Origin of the sequence: Micromonospora sp. PLK6-60, assembly GCF_019890675.1 — a bacterium.
In the GTDB taxonomy this organism is placed as follows: domain Bacteria; phylum Actinomycetota; class Actinomycetes; order Mycobacteriales; family Micromonosporaceae; genus Micromonospora.
Genome location: NZ_JAIOAA010000002.1, coordinates 410,471 through 428,593, shown reverse-complemented (window position 1 = coordinate 428,593; position 18,123 = coordinate 410,471). Strand labels below are relative to the sequence as shown.

Genomic DNA, 18,123 nt, shown 5'->3' with positions numbered 1-18,123 from the left:
CGGACGGTAGGCCGGCCGGTCAGGGCACATGCGGCCGGTCAGAGCCGGGCCCGCCGGTCAGAGCCGGCCCCGCCGGTCAAAGCCGGGGCGGCCGGTCAAAGCCGGGCCCGCCGGTCAGGGCCGGGGCCGGCCGGGACGCCGTGGTCGCGGTGGGCGGGCGCCTCAGGGGCGGGGTGCGTCGGGGTCGGGCATGTCGGTCAGGGCCCGGACGTCCCACACCCAGACGTCCAGCTCACGCTGACCCGGCCCGGCCACCTGCTCGACGGTGCGCCGCAGTGGTTCGGCGTTCGGCTGGCCCACCGGCAGCACCATGATCGCGGCCCGCCAGTGTCGCAGCTCGTCCAGCGAGCGGCGGCGCTCCCGGTCGTCGAGGCGTACCGCCCGGCCGGTCCGGGACGCCTGCTGGAGGAGGTCGCCGAGGCCGCTCGGCCGGCCGCCGAACTTGCCCGGGTCGCCGGTGTTGGCGTTGCGCGGGGCGAGGAAGTAGCCGCCGGGGATCTTGAAGTCGAGGTTGGCGGCGGCCGCCCAGCGCATCCCGTGCGTGTTGCCCATGCTCGGCACCGGCACCGGCACCAGGGTCTGGTCCGGCCCGACGTACTCCCGCCAGCGGTCGGCGGTGATGAACTCGGGGACCGCCGGCCGGGGGACGACCGGCAACGGCATCGGCGCGATCGGCAGCAGCGCCAGGGCCAGCACCGCGCCGGTGAGCGTACGCCTGGTGCGCCGGTCCGGCACCCGCAGCGCGGCGGCGCGGTCCACGGCGAGCGCCAGCAGCACCGCCACCACCACACCGGTGATCAAGCCGAACCGGGTGGGCACCACGGCGTCCAGCAGCGGCAGCCGGACCAGCAGCTCCCACGGGCCGGCGACCAGGTCCCGGTGCCACCAGGAGATCCGCTCGCCGAGGGAGAGCACGGCGAAGAACAGCCCGGTCGCCGCGAGCGCCCGGACCAGCGGCTCCCGCCGCAGCCAGACCACGATGCCCACCACGATCAGGCTCAGGCTCCAGCCGAAGAAGGCGTTCTCCTCGGAGTAGTTCGGGGCCAGGTTGGCGTTGGCCCGGGCGTTGCCGCCGAGGGTGGCCGACCCGGGGGTGACGAAGGCGGCGATGTCGTTGCCGTAGTCCCGCACCGCGTCGCTCAGCCCGTGGTACGCCATCGGGCCGGCGAACTGGACGTAGAGCGGGTACGCCAGCAGCGCGCCGGCCAGCACGGTACAGACCGCCAGGCCGAGGCCGAGCGGGCGCCAGGCCCGGGCCCAGAGGGCGGGGCGCTGGACGACCACGGCGAGCAGGAACACCCCGCAGCCCAGGGCGGCGAAGAGCAGGATCTCCTCGTTGATGAAGGCCTGCGCGGTGACCAGCAGGGCCAGCAGCGCGCCGTCGCGCAGCGGCCGGCGGGAGCGGGTGAGCACCAGCACCCGCCAGACCACGAAGGGCAGCAGGAACTGGGAGATGATGTTCGGGTGCCAGCTCGCGTGCGAGAGCATCGCCGGTGAGAAGCCGCAGAACCAGCCGGCCACCACGGCGGCGGCCCGGGTCCGCAGCACGTGCCGGGAGAGCACGTGGTACCAGGCGGTGGCGGTGCCGGCGAGGCCGAGCGTGACCAGGGTCACGAACGACACGGCTGGTCCGAAGAGGAGGGTGATCGGCACCATCGGGATGCCGAGCGCCAGGATGGCCGTGTTGGCCATCAGGTTCACGCCGTCCGGATAGTTGAACTGGTCGGTGTAGAACGGGAACTCGCCGTGCAGCACCACCCGCACCGAGTGCGCGAGGAAGAACTGCACCTGGGCCGGGTCGCTACTGTAGAGCGACGCCACCCGGCCGGCCGGGTCGGCCCAGATCCGGCTGGTCACCCAGAGCGCGGTGAGCAGGAAGGCGGCGTACACCGCCAGGTCCCGGCGCTGCGGTCGCCAGCGGCGGGGGCGCGGCGGCGGGGCCAGCGGCGCGGCGGCCGGCTCGGGGCGGGTCTCCGCCGGTGGGGCCAGGTCGCCCAGCGGTGCGGGCGCGTCGACCAGGGTGGCGTGGGTGGCGTGGGACTCGGCGTGTCGGGCGTCGACGGCCCGCGGAGTTTTGCCACGAAGGTCGGCAGACGTCACAGTTTGGGAAGTCTACCGGGACGGAAATAATTCGCGAATGCCGCGGGGTGTCACTTGTGTTACGAACGACAGCCTTACCCTTCGACGGGCCGGCCGAAACGGATCTCTCGTACCATGGGCCGTCGACAACCGACCGCGACCTGATGGGGGCGTACAGGTGGCTCGATCCCGCCGGCACGGCACGACGGCCACCCTGCTCGCCCTGCTGCTCGCCGTCGCCGGCTGCGGCCCGGTCGCGGACCTGAAGGCCGACAGCCTGCCGGTGGGATACGACAGCCTGGACGGCAAGCTGAAGGTGTGGCCCCCGCGCGGCACGCTCGCCGGCGACCCGGCCGCCACCGCGGCCGTCACCGAGGCGGTCCGGGCCTGGCGGTCCCCTGAGGACGACCGGGCGCACCTGCCCTCCTCCGGCATCCTCTGGTCCGGTGAGGTCGACGGCGGGCCGGTGGCCCTGGTCGCCGCCGACGTGCCCGGCGACGGCGCCTCCTGGCTGCTGCAACTCACCCGCGACGGCGACCGGTACGCCGTGCACCGGGCCAGCGAGTACACCGACCCCGGCTACCTCGTCTACTCCGACGTGCTGCCGGTGCAGTCCGCCGAGGGGCGGCGCTATCTCACCTCCGGCCGGGTCGAACGGCTGCGCGGGCCGGACGGCCGGGACCTGGCCGTCACCGACGGCCTGTCCGCCCCCGTCCGGGTGCCGGCCTGCCGGGCGGTCACGGTGACCGCCACGCTGCGGCCGACCGAGTCGCTGCCCCGTGGCCGGGCCGCCGACCGGCTGCTCGACCTCGGCACGGCCACCACCGACCCGCGCTATCCGCTGGTGCGCGACGAGACCGGCGCCGGCCAGCGCGCCCTCGCCGGGCTGGACACCTGCCTGCTGGCCGGTGAGGACGGACCGTTCGGCAGCATCCCGCGCCGGATCGGCGACCGGTACGCGCCGAAGTCCGTGCCCGAGTCCTGGCCGATGGAGGCGCTGACCGTCCGGCCACTCGGCCCGGTCGCCCCGGACGGGCGCAAGCCGGGCCAGCTCAGCCAGCTGACCTGGAAGTCCGATCACGGTGAGATGACCGCCGTGCTCTACCGCCCGGCCGGCGGCGGCCCGCCGGTGTTCTCCCGGGCCGACCGGTCCAACCCGCTCCAGGCGTACGTGCTGCCGGTGCCGGAGCACCCGCTGGTGGTGCTGACCTGGCGGGCCGGCCCGGACGCCCCGCTCGCCGTGCCGCCGGGCACCCCGCGGCTGGTGGACCGGCCCGGGCTGGTCGTGGTGCCCCAGGCGGCCAACAAGCAGACGTTCAGCCTGACCAGCCCGGACAAGACGTACCAGCGGTCGGTCGGCGGTCGCTGAAGGCCCGACGAAAGGGGCGGCCCCGGGTCTCCGGAGCCGCCCCTTTCGGCGCGGTCAGTTGTTGGCGGCGGCCTGGTCCGGGCGGGCCGGCTCGACCGGCTGGGCGTCCAGGCCGGAGATCCAGCCGGTGACGTCCCGGGCCACGTCCTGCGCGGTCAGCCCCAGGTCGGCCAGGATCTGGGCGCGGGTGCCGTGCGGGTGCCAGTCGGCCGGCACACCCAGGTCCTTCAGCGGCACCCGGACGTCGGCGTCCCGCATCGCCTGGGCGAGCGCGTCGCCCACCCCGCCGACCCGTACGCCGTCCTCCACGGTGACCACCAGCCGGTGCCCGGCGGCCAGCTCGACCAGCTCCGCCGGGACCGGACGGACCCAGCGCGGGTCGACCACGGTCACCCCGTAGCCGTGCTCGGCGACCCGGGCGGCCACCTCCATGCCGAGCTGCCCGAACGAGCCGACCGCGACCAGCAGCACGTCGGTACGCGCCGACTCGGCCAGCACGTCGACCGGGCCGACCCGGCGCAGCGCGGGCAGGTCGGCGGCGACGGTGCCGGTGGGGAACCGGACGATGGTCGGGGCGTCATCGACGGCCACCGCCTCGCGCAGCTCCTCGCGCAGGGTGGCCGCGTCCCGGGGCGCGGCGATCCGCAGCCCGGGCACCACCCCGAACACCGACATGTCCCACATGCCGTAGTGGCTGGGGCCGTCGGGGCCGGTGATGCCGGCCCGGTCCAGCACGAAGGTGACCGGCAGCTTGTGCATCGCCACGTCCAGCAGGACCTGGTCGAACGCCCGGTTGAGGAAGGTGGCGTAGACCGCGACCACCGGGTGCAGGCCGCCGAGGGCCAGGCCGGCCGCCGAGGTGGCGGCGTGCTGCTCGGCGATGCCGACGTCGTACACCCGCTCCGGGTACTTGCGGGCCAGCTTGGCGATGCCGGTCGGCTCGGCCATCGCGGCGGTGATGCCCACCACGTCCGGCCGCTCGTCGGCGATGGCGACCAGCTCGTCGGCGAAGACGTGGGTCCACTTCACCGACGGGGCGGCGAGCAGCTTGCCGGTCTCGATGTCGAACGCGCTGCCCGGCCCGTGCAGGCAGTCCGCCTCGTCCTCCTCGGCCGGGCGGTAGCCGTAGCCCTTGCGGGTGACCGCGTGCACGATCACCGGCCCGCCGAAGTTCTTCGCCGCGCGCAGCGCCGACTCGACCGCGACCACGTCGTGCCCGTCGACCGGGCCCACGTACTTGATGCCGAGGTCCTCGAACATCGCCTGCGGCGCGACCGCGTCCTTGATGCCCTTCTTGACGGCGTGCAGCACCTCGTACATCGGCTTGCCGACGAACGGGGTGTTGCCGAGGGCGTCCTTGACGGTGTCGAGCACCTTCTCGTAGCCGGGGTTGAGCCGCAGCGAGGAGAGGTGGTCGGCGAGACCGCCGATGGTCGGCGAGTAGGACCGGCCGTTGTCGTTGACCACGATGACCAGCGGGTTGCCGCTGGTGGCGATGTTGTTCAACGCCTCCCAGCACATGCCGCCGGTGAGCGCGCCGTCGCCGACCACGGCCACCACGGCACGCTTCTCGCCGCGCAGCGCGTACGCCTTGGCCAGGCCGTCGGCGTAGGAGAGCGCGGTCGAGGCGTGCGAGTTCTCGATCAGGTCGTGCTCGCTCTCGGCCTGGTTGGGGTAGCCGGAGATGCCGCCGCGCTGGCGCAGCTTGTCGAAGCCGTCCTGCCGGCCCGTGACGATCTTGTGTACGTACGCCTGGTGGCCGGTGTCGAACAGAAGCCGGTCCCGGGGCGAGTCGAAGACCCGGTGCATGGCCAGGGTCAGCTCCACCACACCCAGGTTCGGGCCGACGTGCCCGCCGGTGCGGGACACCTTCGCGATCAGGAAGTCCCGGATCTCGGCCGCGAGAATGTCCAACTGCTCGCCGGACATCCGCTTGACGTCCTGCGGACCGCGCACCGTGGCCAGCAGCCGGCCCTGGTTGACCGTGTCCTCTTCAACGCTCATGAGGGCAGAGTCTATCGGCCGCCCCACACTCCGCAGCCCGGGCAAGGATCCGGGCAAGGAAGGGCACCTTGTTAACGCCTCCGGTAGAGCAGGGGCCCCCGCTCAACACCCGTCGATCACCAGCCGGCGCGGCACGACGGGCGGCGCGGCGGCCCGGGCCGGCCCGGACGGGGTCCACGAGCCCAGTACGGCGGCCCGGCGGGCGCCGGTCACCGAGGGCAGCGCCCCGGGCAGCCCGTGCCAGGACAGCCAGCCGAGCAGGGCGAACGCGTACGCCTCCTTGGCCTGGGTGGGGACGCCCAGCTCGGCGGTGGTGCGCAGCCGCCACCGCCGGGCCCCGAGGGCGGCCAGCCGGGACATCAGGGTGCGGTTGCGCACCCCGCCGCCGGCGGCGACCACCTCGACCACCCGGTGCCGGTCGCACTCGGCGGCCACCGTCCGGGCGGTCAGCTCGGTAAGCGTGGCCAGCACGTCGTCCGCCGCCACCGGCTTGCCCAGCGCGGCCAGCCGCTCGTCCAGGTAGCCGGGGTGGAACAGCTCCTTGCCGGTGGACTTGGGCGCCGGTGCGGCGTAGTACGGCTCGGCGAGCAGCAGCTCGAGCAGCGCGGGGTGCACCCGACCGGCGGCGGCCCGGGCCCCGTCGGTGTCGTGTGGCCGGCCCAGCAACCGCCGCGCGGCGGCGTCCAACAGCGCGTTGGCCGGGCCCACGTCGTACCCGAGCACCGGTGCGTCCGGCGCGACCACGGTGAGGTTGGCGATGCCGCCCAGGTTCAGCGCGGCCCGCGCCCCGCCGGCCGGGTCCAGCAGCAGCGCGTCGAAGGCCGGCACCAGCGGCGCGCCCTGCCCGCCGGCCGCCACGTCCGCCGCGCGCAGGTCGCTCAGCACCGGTACGCGCACCCGCTCCGCCACCCGGGCCGGCGCGCCGAGCTGGAGGGTGCCCCGGGTCACCCCGCCGTCGACCCAGTGGAAGACGGTCTGCCCGGGCGAGACCACCGCGTCGGCCCGCCCGCCGGCCAGCTCGACGCCCACCGCCGCCGCCTCGGCGAAGACCGCGCCGAGCCGGTTGTCCAGCCGGCAGACGGCCTCGACCGTGGTGGCCGCCGGGGGCAGCAGCGCGGCGATGGCGTCCCGCAGCTCGTCCGGGTAGGCCAGCTCACGATGGCCGAGCGGGCGTAGTCGCAGCGTGTCGGCGTGCCGGGTGAACTCGGCCGCGACCACGTCCACCCCGTCGTACGACGTTCCGGACATCAGCGCGACGAAAAGCAAGGAAGGGCCCCTTCTTAACGTATTCGGTAGCGGAAGGGCCCCCGCTTAACACCCCACCGGGGTCAGCGCGGGGGCAGCAGCAGGCCGACCAGCTCCACGTGCTGGGTCATCGGGAACAGGTCGAAGCCGCGCAGCGCGGCCAGCCGCCAGCCCGCGCCGGTGAACCCGCGCACGTCCCGGGCGAAGGCGGCCGGGTCACAGGCCACGTAGGCGACCGCACGCGGACCGGCGGCGACCACGTCCCGCACCACCCGGACGCCGGCGCCGGAGCGCGGCGGGTCGAGCACCACCAGGTCGACCGGACCGGTGACCCGCCGGCGGGCGAGCGCGGTCTCCACCCGGGCGGCGACCACCTCCACCCGCAGGTCAGCGAGGTTCGCCCGGGCCGCGGCCACGCCCGGCTCGGACGACTCGACCAGGGTGATCCGGGCGTCGCCGACCCGGCCGGCGAGCGCCGCGGCGAACAGCCCGGCCCCGCCGTACAGGTCCCAGGCGCTCTCCCCCGGACGCGGGTCGAGCAGGTCGAGCACCGCGCCGACCAGGGTGTCCGCGGCGGCCGGGTGGACCTGCCAGAAGCCGGACGCGGGCAGCGCCCAGTCCCGCCCGGCGGCCCGCTCGCGGACCGTCTCCGGCCCGCTGACCGGGGCGCTCACCCCGCCGGTGACCGCACGCACGCTCACGTCGCCGCCGGTGGTGGCGACCGTCTCGACGGCGTCCGCGTCCGGCCAGCGGTCGGCCAGCACCGGCAACCGCTGGATGGCCGGGTGGGCGATCCGGCAGCGGTCGATCGGCACCACCTCGTGCGACCGGTGCTTGAGCAGGCCGGCCCGGTCGGCCGCGTCGACCGCGTACCGGACCCGGGACCGCCAGCCCAGCGGCCCGCCGGGCAGCGCCTCGACGGTCACGCCCAGCGCGTCCACCTCGGCGTCGGTCAGGCCCGCCAGCCGGGTGAGCTGCTCGCGGACCACCGCGACCTTCCAGCCCAGCTGGGCGGCGGGGGCGACGTGCTGCAGGTCGCAACCCCCGCAAAGACCCGGCTTCGCGTACGGGCAGGGCGGCTCGACCCGGTCCGGGGAGGCGTCGAGCACCTCGACCGCGTCCGCCCGGACGAACCCGCGGTGCACCTCGGTGACCTCGGCGATCACCCGCTCCCCGGGCAGCGCGTGCCGGACGAAGACGACCTGGCCGTCGACCCGGGCCACGCAGTGCCCGCCCGGCGCGACCGCCGCCACGGTCAGCTCCACCCGCTCGGCCTCCGTCAGGCCCGGCCGCTCCCCGGCCGGACCGGCCGGGGAGCCGTCCGCGCCGGTCGACGGGGGGCCGGGACGCGTGGTCATGGGCGCTCCCCCGTGCTCGGGCCGCTCTCGCCGGGCGGCGCGGAGACCACCGGCGGCACGCTCGGCGGCAGGGTGCTGCGGGGCGCGACCCGGGGCCCGCGGGCCGGTCCCCGGCTCAGCGTGGCGTCCAGCCGGTCCAGGTTCTTGCTGGCCGTCGAGGCGAGCTGCCACGGCACGCTGGTCACCATGACGCCCGGCTCGAAGAGCAGCCGCCCCTTGAGCCGCAGCGCGCTCTGGTTGTGCAGCAGGTTCTCCCACCAGCGACCCACCACGTACTCGGGGATGAAGACCGTGACCACGTCGCGCGGCGACTCCCGGCGGACCGAGGCGACGTAGTTGAGGATCGGCCGGGTGATCTCCCGGTACGGCGAGTCGATCACGGTCAGCGGCACCGGCAGCTCCCGGCGCTCCCAGTCGTCCTGGAGGTCCCGGGTGTCCTTGTCGTCCACGTTCACCGTGACCGCGGTCAGCGTGTCCGGCCGGGTGGCCCGGGCGTACGCGACGGCCCGCAGCGTCGGCTGGTGCAGCTTGCTGACCAGCACCACGGCGTGGTTGCGGGCGGGCAGCACGGCGCGCTGCTCGGTCGGCTCCAGCTCGGCGGCGACCCGGTCGTAGTGCCGGCGGATGGCCAGCATGAGCACGTACATCACCGCCATCGCGACGATCGCGATCCAGGCGCCCAGCAGGAACTTGGTGACCAGCACGATGACCAGCACCGCGCCGGTCAGCGCCATGCCGAACGAGTTGATCGCCCGGGACCGGATCATCCGCTTGCGGGCCTCGGGGTCCCGCTCGGTACGCAGGTGCCGGTTCCAGTGCCGGATCATGCCGGCCTGGGAGAGGGTGAACGAGACGAACACCCCGACGATGTAGAGCTGGATGAGCCGGGTGACCTCGGCCTGGAAGCCCACGATCAGCACGATGGCGAAGACGGCCAGGAAGACGATGCCGTTGGAGAACGCCAGCCGGTCGCCCCGGGTGTGCAGCTGGCGGGGCAGGTAGCGGTCCTGGGCGAGGATCGAGCCGAGCACCGGGAAGCCGTTGAACGCGGTGTTCGCGGCCAGGAACAGGATCAGCGCGGTCACCCCGGCCACCACGTAGAGCAGGATCGAGCCGGAGCCGAAGACCGTCTCGCCGAGCTGGGTGGTGACGGTCTTCTGCACGTACCCCTCGGGGCCGGAGAGGATCTGCGCGGCGGGGTCCTCGACGAACTGGAGGCGGGTCAGCCGGGACAGCCAGATGATGCCCACCAGCATGGTCACCGCGACGGTGCCGAGCAGCAGCAGCGTGGTGGCCGCGTTCTTCGACTTGGGCGCCTTGAACGCCGGCACCCCGTTGGAGATCGCCTCCACCCCGGTGAGCGCGGCGCACCCGGAGGAGAACGTGCGCAGCAGCAGGAAGGCCAGCGCGAAGCCGGTCACGCTGTGCTCCGCCTGGATCTCCAGCCCGGCGCTCGGGGCCACCAGCTCGTCACCGAGCACGAAGATCCGGAACAGGCCGGTCAGGATCATGCCGACGATGACGATCATGAAGCCGTAGGTGGGGATGGCGAACGCGGTGCCCGACTCGCGCAGGCCGCGCAGGTTCATCGCGGTGAGCAGCACCACCGCGATGACCGCGATCAGCACCTTGTGGGTGGCGACGTACGGCACCACCGAACCCAGGTTGGCCACCCCGGAGGAGACCGACACGGCCACCGTGAGCACGTAGTCCACCAGCAGCGCGCTGGCCACCCCGAGCCCGGCCCGCGGCCCGAGGTTGACCGTGGCCACCTCGTAGTCGCCGCCGCCGGACGGGTAGGCGTGCACGTTCTGCCGGTAGCTGGCCACCACGGTGAGCATCACCACCACCACGGCGAGCGCGATCCACGGCGAGAAGAGGTACGCCGACGCGCCGGCGATGGAGAGCGTCAGCAGGATCTCGTCCGGGGCGTACGCCACGCTGGAGAGCGCGTCCGACGCGAAGACCGGCAGCGCGATGCGCTTCGGCAGGAGGGTGTGCTGGAGCCGGTCGGACCGGAACGGTCGACCGACGAGCAGGCGCTTCAGCAGCGAGGTGGGTCTGGCCACAAGCGCCAAGAGTACGACGACCCGGGGTTGGGCGGCGGGGGTGCCTGATCGCCGCCGTCGCGGCGGACGCGGTACGGTCGGTCCCCCGTCCGCGCCGGGGACGTGGCAGGCTCGCAGATGCGGGACGGACCGCGGCGGGCCGGCACTTGGGAGGGGACACCGTGCATGTGGTGATCATGGGCTGTGGCCGGGTCGGGTCGACCCTCGCCCACGGCCTGGAGTCCCGGGGGCACTCGGTGGCCGTCATCGACCAGGACGCCGACGCGTTCCGGCGGCTGGGCCCCGACTTCGCCGGGATCACGGTCACCGGGGCGGGCTTCGACGGGGAGGTGCTGCGCCAGGCCGGGATCGAGCGTGCCGACGCCTTCGCCGCGGTCTCCAGCGGCGACAACTCCAACATCATCTCGGCCCGGCTGGCCCGCGAGACGTTCGGCGTGTCCCGGGTCGCCGCCCGGATCTACGACCAGCGCCGCGCCCAGGTCTACGAGCGCCTCGGCATCCCCACGGTGGCCACCGTGCGGTGGACGGCCGAGCGGATGATGCGGCACCTGGTGCCCGAGGGCAACGTCGAGATCTTCCGCGACCCGACCAGCACCGTGTCGATCATCGAGGTGCCGGTGCACAAGGACTGGATCGGCCGGCCACTTCGGGCGCTGGAGGAGGCGGCGGGCGCCCGGGTGGCATACCTGATCCGCTTCGGCATCGGCACCCTGGCCACGGCCTCCACCGTCGTGCAGGAGGGTGACCAGGTCTTCATGCTGGTCACCGACGACATCAGCGCGACGGTCTCGTCGGTGGCGGCGGCGCCGCCGGAAGGAGTGCACTGAGCATGCGCATCGCCATCGCCGGCGCGGGCAACGTCGGCCGCTCGATCGCCCAGGAGCTGATCGACAACGGCCACCAGGTGATGCTGATCGAGCGGCAGCCGAAGATGCTCCGGCCGGACCGGGTGCCGGCCGCCGACTGGGTGCTGGCCGACGCCTGCGAGCTGGCCAGCCTCGACGAGGCCAACCTCGCCGGCTGCGACGTGGTGGTCGCCGCCACCGGCGACGACAAGGTCAACCTGGTGGTGTCGCTGCTGGCCAAGACCGAGTTCGCGGTGCCGCGGGTGGTGGCCCGGGTGAACCGGGCGGAGAACGAGTGGCTCTTCACCGAGCAGTGGGGCGTCGACGTCGCGGTGAGCAAGCCCCGGGTGATGGCCGCCCTGGTCGAGGAGGCGGTCACCGTCGGCGACCTGGTCCGGCTGATGACCTTCCGGCAGGGCGAGGCGAACCTCGTCGAGATCACCCTGCCACCGAGCGCGCCGCACGTCGGGCACCCGATCCACCAGGTGCCGCTGCCCCGCGACGCCGCCCTGGTGGCCATCCTGCGCGGCAAGCGGGTGCTGGTGCCCAGCCCGGACGACCCGATAGAGGCCGGCGACGAGCTGATCTTCGTCTGCACGGCCGAGGTGGAGGACGAGGTCCGGGCGGTCATCCTCGGCCCGGACAGCGTCGAGCGGACCCGCGGGATGGCCGGCTGAGCCGAGCCGCCGCGGGCGGCGGGGCTCAGGCCCCGGCGCCCGGCAGCGGCGTGACGCCCGGTTCGCGGGTCACCCGACGGACCACCCAGACGGTGATCAGCAACAGCAGGGCGTACGGCGGGTAGCCCAGGGCCAGCCGGGCCACGCCCAGCGCGGTGTCCTGGTGGGCCAGGTAGAGCCCGGCCTGCACCCCCACCTTGGCCAGCCAGACCACGCCCCAGAGCACGGTGAGCTGGGTGAACGTGCGCACCAGCTTCGGATCGTCCCGCCACTCCGAGCGGCCCTTGGCCACCAGCACCGACCAGATCCAGCCGACCAGCGGCTGCCGGATCACGGCCGACAGCAGCAGGGCCAGACCGTAGCCGATGCCGTAGAGGATGCCGGGCAGGTAGAAGTCCCGCTCGTTGCCGGTGCGCCAGGCGATGGCCGCGCCGATCGCGATGCCGAACAGCCCGTTGACCGCGTGCCGGATCGGCCGGCGCTGGGCCAACCGGACCACGGCGATCAGCACCGCCACCCCGACCGAGGCGATCACCGCGGGACGCAGCTCGCCGACGATGTTGGCGAACACGAACACCACCACCGGAATGCTGGACTCCACCAGCCCCCGCCAGCCACCGAGCTGGTCGGCCATCTGCTCGGCGACGCTGGGCAGCCGCTCTTCGTCGGCGTCGGTCGCCGGCGGGGCCGGGCGCTGCTGTCCGGTGGTCATCGTGGGGCCTCCGTCGACCGCGTCCGTGGCGTCACTTCGGCGGCTCCAGCTCGTAGTGCGGGTTGTAGATGACCTTGCGGTCGTCGCGGACGGCCATCCGGCCCCGCGCGGTCAGGTGCCGGCCGGGCTCGATCCCCGCGATGTGCCGCCGGCCCAGCCAGACCAGGGTGACCACGTCGCTGCCGTCGTACAGGTCGGCCTCCAGGGTCGGCAGGTTCGTCCGGGGCGTGTAGACCACGGTACGCAGCCGGCCGGTGACGCACACCACCTGGCCCCGCCGGCACTGCTCGGCCGGCGTGCCGCCCGAGTCGGCGCTCTCCCGGCGCAGCTCGTCCGCCTCGATCTCGGCCTCGCTCGCGGTGAGCCGGTGCAGCAGCCGCCGCAGCGACCCCCGGCTCTGGTCGGTCGTCATGACCTCCGCGCCACCCTCTCCACGCTGACCGGCGTCACCGGCACTGGGCCGACCCCGGTGCGCCGGGACCGCCCCGCCAGCGTACGCCGACGGGGCGGTCCCGGCGGAACGGCCGGGTGGCCTCAAACCTCGCGCGGCTCCTCGGCCGGGGCGGCCTGCTCGGCCATCTCCCGGGGCAGCCGCAGCGGCAGCGGCTCACGGACCGGCTTCGCCTCGTGCCCCCGGTCGACCACCAGGCCGTCCAGGCACTCGGCGAGCGGGCCGGTGGCAGCCGGATCGGTCGCGGCCCGGCCCTGGTAGACGCCGCGGACCATCCAGCGCGGGCCGTCCACGCCGACGAACCGGAGGTCGGTCGGGCCGTCCGGGGTGCGCACCCGGGCCCGCAGCTCGGTGCCGTACTCCCCCGACACCTCCTGGGCGACGGCGCCGTCGTTGAGCAGGGACTGGCGGATCTCCTCCCGCACCTCGTCCCAGATGCCCTCGCTGCGGGGCGCGGCGAAGACGCCCAGCTGCAACGCGTTGTCGCCGTGCACCAGCACCACCTGCTGGATCACGCCCTGCGGGTCGGCCTGCACCCGGACCTCGACGTCGGGCACCGCCGGGATCTGCAGGCTGCCCAGGTCGAGTCGGGGCACGTCGGCCGGCGCCTCGGAGACGTCGAACGGACCACGCGCCGGGGTCGCCGGCTCGTCGGTCCCGTACGACTCCAGGGCCTCGTCCCGGCCGTGCCGTCCGGCGTTGTCCCGCTTACGGGAGAAGATCACTGCGCCCACCCTCCGCTGTTCACACTCACCCTGTCACCTCTTCGGTCCGCCCTTCGACCCGACCCGGCTCGACGCCGCCGACCCGGGGGCCGGCCGGCGCCAGCCCGGCGTGCCCGCCGGTGGAGCCGTGCCCACCGGCGCCGCGCCGGGACCCGGGCAGCTCGGCCACCGGCCGGAACTCCGCCCGTGCGACCGGCTGGACGACGAGCTGGGCGATCCGGTCGCCACGGGAGATCCGCGCCGGGGTGGCCCGATCATGATTGATCAGGTTGACCAGGATCTCACCCCGGTAGCCGGCGTCGACCGTACCGGGCGCGTTGAGCACGGTCACGCCGAGCCTGGCCGCCAGCCCCGAACGGGGATGCACCAGGCCGACGTACCCCTCCGGCAGGGCCAGCGCGACGCCGGTGGGCACCAGCGCGCGCCCGCCGGGCGGCAGCTCGACGTCGGCGGCGGCCACCAGGTCGGCCCCGGCGTCGCCCGGATGGGCGTACGCCGGCAGCGGCAGCTCGGGATCGAGCTGCCGCACAGGTACGGGTACCACGTCCGTCACGGTCTCCCTCTTCCGTCCGGTTCCCTCTGACCCTGCCCATCCTGCCGAATCCGCCGGCCCGCGTGCGCCGTACCCTGGCAGGAGTGAGCGTGTCCCCGTCCTCCCCGCCCGCCGCCACGGTTGTCCCGTACGCCGAACGCCTCGGCCTGCCCTGGTGGTACGCGCTGGCCGGGCTCGCCACCGCGGCGCTGCTGGCCACGGAGGTGTGGCTGGGCGGCGCCGGCGTACGCGCCTGGCTGCCGTTCGCGGTGCTGCTGCCGGCGACCGCCGCTGCCCTGTGGTGGCTGGGCCGGATCCGGGTGGCGGTCCGCGACGGCGAGCTGCTGGTTGACGACGCCCGGCTGCCGCTGCGGTTCGTGGCCGACGCCGTCCCGCTGGACGCCACCGGGCGGCGTGAGGTGCTCGGCGTCGGCGCCGATCCGCTGGCCTTCGTGGTCCAGCGGCCGTGGATCGGCGGCGCCGTGCAGGTGGTGCTCGCCGACCCGGCCGACCCGACGCCGTTCTGGGTGGTCAGCTCCCGGCACCCGGTCGAGCTGGCCGACGCGATCCTGCGGGCCCGCGACGCCGGCTGAGCGGGTTCACGGCTTCAGCGGCCGGGGGCCGCGGCCCCGCTTCAGGTCGCTGCGGAGCTGATCGGCGAGCGCGCGGGTGGACCGGCGGTTGAGGTAACCGGCGACGGCGGCGCCGGTCAGGAACGGTCCGAGCGTGGTGAGGTTACGGCCGAAGCGCTTGAGCAGGCTGTCCCGCAGTTCCTTGCGGGCGGCGGTGCCGAGCACCGCGCTGACCCCGACTCCCGGCGTCATCGGGTTGATCCCCCGCTGGCCGGCCCAGGACTGGACCAGGGCGACCGCGCGCTGGGTGCCGCCGACGGGCAGCGGAACCCGGTGGATCTCGTGCAGCTCGCCGATCAGCTTCAGCTCGATCGCCACCACGACCACCGTCTCGGCGGCCAGCAGCACCGGCGCGGAGAGCAGGGTCGGGGCGACCGTCCACTCCACCGCCGCGACGCCGCCACCGGCGGCGCCCACCCCGGCGGTGGCCCGGGCGGCGTTGCGGACGAGCCGATCGGCCAGTTCCTCGTCGTCCAGCCCGGGGAAGTGGCGGCGCAGCGTGGCCAGGTCCCGGACCGGCACGTGCGGCGCGATCTCGGCCACCGTGTCGGCCATCCAGCGCAGCGCGGCCCGGGGCTTGAACAGGTCGGCGACGCCACGGCTGCGGGCCTGGCCGACCAGCCGGGTCAGCAACTGGCGCCGGCGGGCCGCCGGCAGGTCGTCGGCGGTCAGCGCGGCGACCGTGGCCCCGAGGTCGTCGTCGGGGTCCCGCCGGGCCAGCGCGGAGCCGGGCTCGTCCGCGTCGGGTCGGGCCGCCGGTCCGGGCTCCCGCCCGCCGCGCTCCGGGCGCCGCCCGGCGGCGTCCCGGGTGCCGGCGGCGTCGTCCCAGGTGCCGGCGGCGTCGTCCGGGATGTCGGCGGCCGGAGCGGCGTCGTTCGGGCCGGCCGCCGGCTCGGACCGGGCGGCCGGGTCGTCGCGGCCGGGACCGGTCGAGGCGTCGTCCGCACCGGTACGCCCCCCGCGCCACTTCACGCCGCCACCCCGTTCCGCCCGACGTCGGCAAGCGCCGCGCCGGCGGTGTCCATCCGTGCGCTCATGACGTTCGAACTCCCCGGTTCCGGTGCTCCGGAAACCACCCGACACGGGTCAGGCGGTCCACCGGCCACGGCGCCGGGCGGCTCGAACAGCGGCGGCCCCGTCCGGGAGGCCGCCGCCGGTGACTGGCGTCCTGGTCAGACGCACTCGCGGCAGATCAGCTCGCCGTTGCGCTCGGCCGCCAGCTGGCTGCGGTGGTGCACGAGGAAGCAGCGGGCGCACCGGAACTCGTCCTGCTGCATCGGAAGCACCTTGACCGTCAGCTCCTCGTCGGCGAGGTCGGCGCCGGGCAGCTCGAAGCTCTCCGCCACCTCGGCCTCGTCGACGTCCACGGCGCCGGACTGCGAGTCGACCCGGCGGGCCTTGAGCTCCTCCAGGCTGTCCTCGCCGAGGTCGACCTCATCTCGACGCGGGGCGTCGTAGTCGGTGGCCATCGGTTTCACTCTCCCATATCGATATTGTCGCTTCCCGGTTGTAACGCCGGACGACGCTGTTTCGGTTCCGCTGGCCGGCCACCATTTGTGTCGGTCTCCCGACCCGCCGACCGGCCGGATCGAGGCCGCCAGAGAAACGCCTCCAGCGAGCGCGGTACCTTACCCTCCCCCCGGGCGAGGCATGTATACCGCCCTCGTGGCAGAGATGTACGCCCCTACGCCGGAAGTTGTTCCCAATGTGACTCAGGCGACACGAAGATAGGGGTAGTACTACCTGGTTCCCGGGTGGCGCGCCGGCATGTCCGGCTGTTTCCACGCGACGGCCGGACACCCGTTAACCTCAGCGGCGTAATCGACGCCGGGCCGGCTCCGGCCCCGGCCGCCACCCACCCATCGCCCGGGGAGCGTCCAGATGAGCTTTGCGCGAGTGCGAGCACTCGTTGTCGTCGGTCTGCTGGCGGTCGTCGCCCTGGTCTTCGTGGTGGTGGCGGTGGTCCGCGACAGCCAGGGCAACGCGGTCGACGCGAAGAGCTGCCCCGACGGCTGGCCGCTGGCGGACCTGCGGCTCCGCGAGCAGAAGGACGTCAAGATCAACGTCTACAACGCGACCGACCAGCCAGGCCGGGCCGCCGACGTCGCGGACGACTTCCGCAACCGCAAGTTCCAGGTGAAGAAGGTCGGCAACGCCCCGAAGGCGGTCGACGACGTGGCGGTGCTGCGGTACGGCCCGAAGGGGGTCGGCTCGGCGCAGCTGCTCCAGGCGTACTTCCTCAGCAACGCCACCCCCGCGTACGACGCGAAGCGCAAGGACGACGTCGTCGACGTGGTGCTGGGCAGCTCGTTCCAGCAGCTGGCCACCACCACCGAGGTCAACCAGGCCCTGGGCGACCTGGGCGCGCCGGACGCGCCCGCGGGCACCTGCCCGATGCCGGTCGAGAAGTAACCGTCCCGGCGGGCGGGCCGCTCCGGGGCCGCCCGCCGCCCGGGCAGCTCGGCTGCCCCACCCCAGTCGCTCAGGGCCCCCCGCGGCCCTCCAGGGGCCCCACCCCGGCCACTCAGGCCCCACCCGGCCGTCAGGTGCCCCACCCGGTCACTCGGGCCCCACGCGGTCGCTCAGGGCCCGACGCGGTTGTTCAGGGGCCGCCGGCGGCGTCCAGCTCGGCGAGCAGGTCGTGCAGCGGCCCGAACAGCGCCGGTGGCGCGGCCACCACCAGGTCCGGTCCGGCCGCCCGGCCGGCCAACCCGGCCACCCGCAGCCCCGCCTCGGTGGCCACCAGGCCGCCGGCCGCCAGGTCCCAGGCGTTGAGCCCCTTCTCGTAGTACGCGTCCACCCGCCCCTCGGCGGCCAGGCAGAGGTCGATCGCGGCGGCGCCGAACCGGCGGATGTCCCGCACCTGCGCGATCAGCCCGGTCACCACCCGGGCCTGGTGCAGCCGGCGCTTCGCGTCGTAGCCGAACCCGGTGGCGACCAGTGCCTGCCCGAGGTCGGTCTCGGTGGAGCAGCGCAGCGGCACGCCGTCCCGGTAGGCCCCGCCACCGAGGGTGGCGGTCCACTCCTCGCCGGTGTTGATGTTGCGAACCACCCCGGCGACCACCTCGCCGGCCACCTCCGCGGCCAGCGAAACGGCCGAATTCGGCAGGCCGTACAGGTAGTTCACGGTCCCGTCGATCGGGTCGACGATCCACCGCACGCCGTCCGGGTCGGCCGGGCCGGTGTCGCCCTCGCCGTACTCCTCCCCGAGCACCGCGTCGCCGGGGCGGAGCCGGCCCAGGGCGTCCAGCACCTGGCGCTCCACCGCCCGGTCGGCCGCGGTGACCACGTCGGTCGCGGTGCTCTTCGTCGCGGCCACCGAGACCCCCTCGGCCCGCATCCGGTGGGCGGTGGCCGCCGCGTCCCGGGCGACATTGACGGCGATCTCCAACAATTCCCGCGGCGACGGCGCCGAGCGATCCATG

The 18,123-nt window shown here is 74.5% G+C and carries 17 protein-coding genes; 5 read left to right on the top strand and 12 right to left on the bottom strand.

All coding sequences use genetic code 11. The features are described 5' to 3' along the window. Positions 1-162: 162 nt before the first annotated feature. Positions 163-1,944 carry a hypothetical protein gene (locus K7640_RS04940; protein ID WP_255608247.1) on the bottom strand — a complete coding sequence of 594 codons (1,782 nt, stop codon included), beginning with the start codon at positions 1,942-1,944 and terminating at the stop codon, positions 163-165. Positions 1,945-2,257: 313 nt separating this feature from the next. Here K7640_RS04940 and K7640_RS04935 point away from each other — a divergent pair, with 313 nt between their 5' ends. Further along, on the top strand, positions 2,258-3,448 hold the full coding sequence (locus tag K7640_RS04935; protein WP_222953479.1) for a hypothetical protein: 1,191 nt from the start codon (positions 2,258-2,260) through the stop codon (positions 3,446-3,448). Positions 3,449-3,502: 54 nt separating this feature from the next. Here the strand turns inward: K7640_RS04935 and dxs are convergent, their stop codons facing one another. The 4 genes from dxs to K7640_RS04915 form a co-directional block, all read right to left on the bottom strand. Then, positions 3,503-5,452, bottom strand: a complete 1,950-nt coding sequence (gene dxs, locus K7640_RS04930; protein ID WP_222953478.1) for a 1-deoxy-D-xylulose-5-phosphate synthase — start codon at positions 5,450-5,452, stop codon at positions 3,503-3,505. A gap of 102 nt (positions 5,453-5,554) precedes the next feature. Beyond that, entirely contained in the window at positions 5,555-6,718 is a 1,164-nt protein-coding gene (locus K7640_RS04925) for an anhydro-N-acetylmuramic acid kinase (RefSeq protein ID WP_222953477.1), read from the bottom strand. Positions 6,719-6,780: 62 nt separating this feature from the next. Next, on the bottom strand, positions 6,781-8,055 hold the full coding sequence (locus K7640_RS04920) for a class I SAM-dependent RNA methyltransferase (RefSeq protein ID WP_222953476.1): 1,275 nt from the start codon (positions 8,053-8,055) through the stop codon (positions 6,781-6,783). Next, entirely contained in the window at positions 8,052-10,124 is a 2,073-nt protein-coding gene (locus tag K7640_RS04915) for an APC family permease (protein ID WP_222953475.1), read from the bottom strand. Before K7640_RS04915 ends, K7640_RS04920 begins: the two co-directional genes overlap by 4 nt. A gap of 161 nt (positions 10,125-10,285) precedes the next feature. Between K7640_RS04915 and K7640_RS04910 the strand changes: the two genes are divergently transcribed. Beyond that, on the top strand, positions 10,286-10,951 hold the full coding sequence (locus tag K7640_RS04910) for a TrkA family potassium uptake protein (RefSeq protein WP_222953474.1): 666 nt from the start codon (positions 10,286-10,288) through the stop codon (positions 10,949-10,951). Then, positions 10,948-11,646 (top strand): TrkA family potassium uptake protein, encoded by a 699-nt coding sequence (locus K7640_RS04905; protein ID WP_222953728.1) that lies wholly within the window; start codon positions 10,948-10,950, stop codon positions 11,644-11,646. Before K7640_RS04910 ends, K7640_RS04905 begins: the two co-directional genes overlap by 4 nt. A 25-nt stretch (positions 11,647-11,671) precedes the next feature. On the opposite strand, the gene K7640_RS04900 is transcribed toward K7640_RS04905, so the two are convergent. From K7640_RS04900 to dut, 4 genes are all read right to left on the bottom strand, one after another. After that, positions 11,672-12,358: a DUF3159 domain-containing protein gene (locus tag K7640_RS04900; RefSeq protein WP_222953473.1), complete on the bottom strand. Its 687-nt coding sequence runs from the start codon at positions 12,356-12,358 to the stop codon at positions 11,672-11,674. A gap of 31 nt (positions 12,359-12,389) precedes the next feature. Next, a complete protein-coding gene (locus K7640_RS04895) occupies positions 12,390-12,770 on the bottom strand; it encodes an OB-fold nucleic acid binding domain-containing protein (protein WP_222953472.1) in 381 nt (126 codons plus the stop codon). 122 nt (positions 12,771-12,892) lie between these two features. After that, the gene (locus tag K7640_RS04890) at positions 12,893-13,534 is read right to left on the bottom strand and encodes a DUF3710 domain-containing protein (protein WP_222953471.1); all 642 of its coding nucleotides are present in this window, start codon (positions 13,532-13,534) and stop codon (positions 12,893-12,895) included. Positions 13,535-13,559: 25 nt separating this feature from the next. After that, positions 13,560-14,087, bottom strand: a complete 528-nt coding sequence (gene dut, locus K7640_RS04885) for a dUTP diphosphatase (RefSeq protein ID WP_222953470.1) — start codon at positions 14,085-14,087, stop codon at positions 13,560-13,562. Positions 14,088-14,176: 89 nt separating this feature from the next. On the opposite strand from dut, the gene K7640_RS04880 reads away from it, so the two are divergent. Then, positions 14,177-14,659, top strand: coding sequence for a DUF3093 domain-containing protein (locus K7640_RS04880; protein ID WP_222953727.1), 483 nt, complete (start codon positions 14,177-14,179; stop codon positions 14,657-14,659). 6 nt (positions 14,660-14,665) lie between these two features. On the opposite strand, the gene K7640_RS04875 is transcribed toward K7640_RS04880, so the two are convergent. After that, on the bottom strand, positions 14,666-15,418 hold the full coding sequence (locus tag K7640_RS04875; protein WP_222953726.1) for a hypothetical protein: 753 nt from the start codon (positions 15,416-15,418) through the stop codon (positions 14,666-14,668). Positions 15,419-15,870: 452 nt separating this feature from the next. Next, complete coding sequence (locus K7640_RS04870; RefSeq protein WP_222953469.1) at positions 15,871-16,167, bottom strand: DUF4193 domain-containing protein; 297 nt, start codon at positions 16,165-16,167, stop codon at positions 15,871-15,873. Between the two features lie 427 nt (positions 16,168-16,594). On the opposite strand from K7640_RS04870, the gene K7640_RS04865 reads away from it, so the two are divergent. Then, positions 16,595-17,110, top strand: a complete 516-nt coding sequence (locus tag K7640_RS04865) for a LytR C-terminal domain-containing protein (protein ID WP_222953725.1) — start codon at positions 16,595-16,597, stop codon at positions 17,108-17,110. Positions 17,111-17,300: 190 nt separating this feature from the next. Here the strand turns inward: K7640_RS04865 and K7640_RS04860 are convergent, their stop codons facing one another. After that, on the bottom strand, positions 17,301-18,122 hold the full coding sequence (locus tag K7640_RS04860; protein WP_222953468.1) for an inositol monophosphatase family protein: 822 nt from the start codon (positions 18,120-18,122) through the stop codon (positions 17,301-17,303). Position 18,123: the final 1 nt, after the last annotated feature.

Coding starts and splice junctions, on each gene's coding strand:
- dxs (WP_222953478.1), bottom strand. CDS start 5,452: ATGAGCGTTGAAGAGGACACGGTCAACCAGGGCCGGCTGCTGGCCACG.
- K7640_RS04920 (WP_222953476.1), bottom strand. CDS start 8,055: ATGACCACGCGTCCCGGCCCCCCGTCGACCGGCGCGGACGGCTCCCCG.
- K7640_RS04900 (WP_222953473.1), bottom strand. CDS start 12,358: ATGACCACCGGACAGCAGCGCCCGGCCCCGCCGGCGACCGACGCCGAC.
- K7640_RS04895 (WP_222953472.1), bottom strand. CDS start 12,770: ATGACGACCGACCAGAGCCGGGGGTCGCTGCGGCGGCTGCTGCACCGG.
- K7640_RS04870 (WP_222953469.1), bottom strand. CDS start 16,167: ATGGCCACCGACTACGACGCCCCGCGTCGAGATGAGGTCGACCTCGGC.
- K7640_RS04860 (WP_222953468.1), bottom strand. CDS start 18,122: ATGGATCGCTCGGCGCCGTCGCCGCGGGAATTGTTGGAGATCGCCGTC.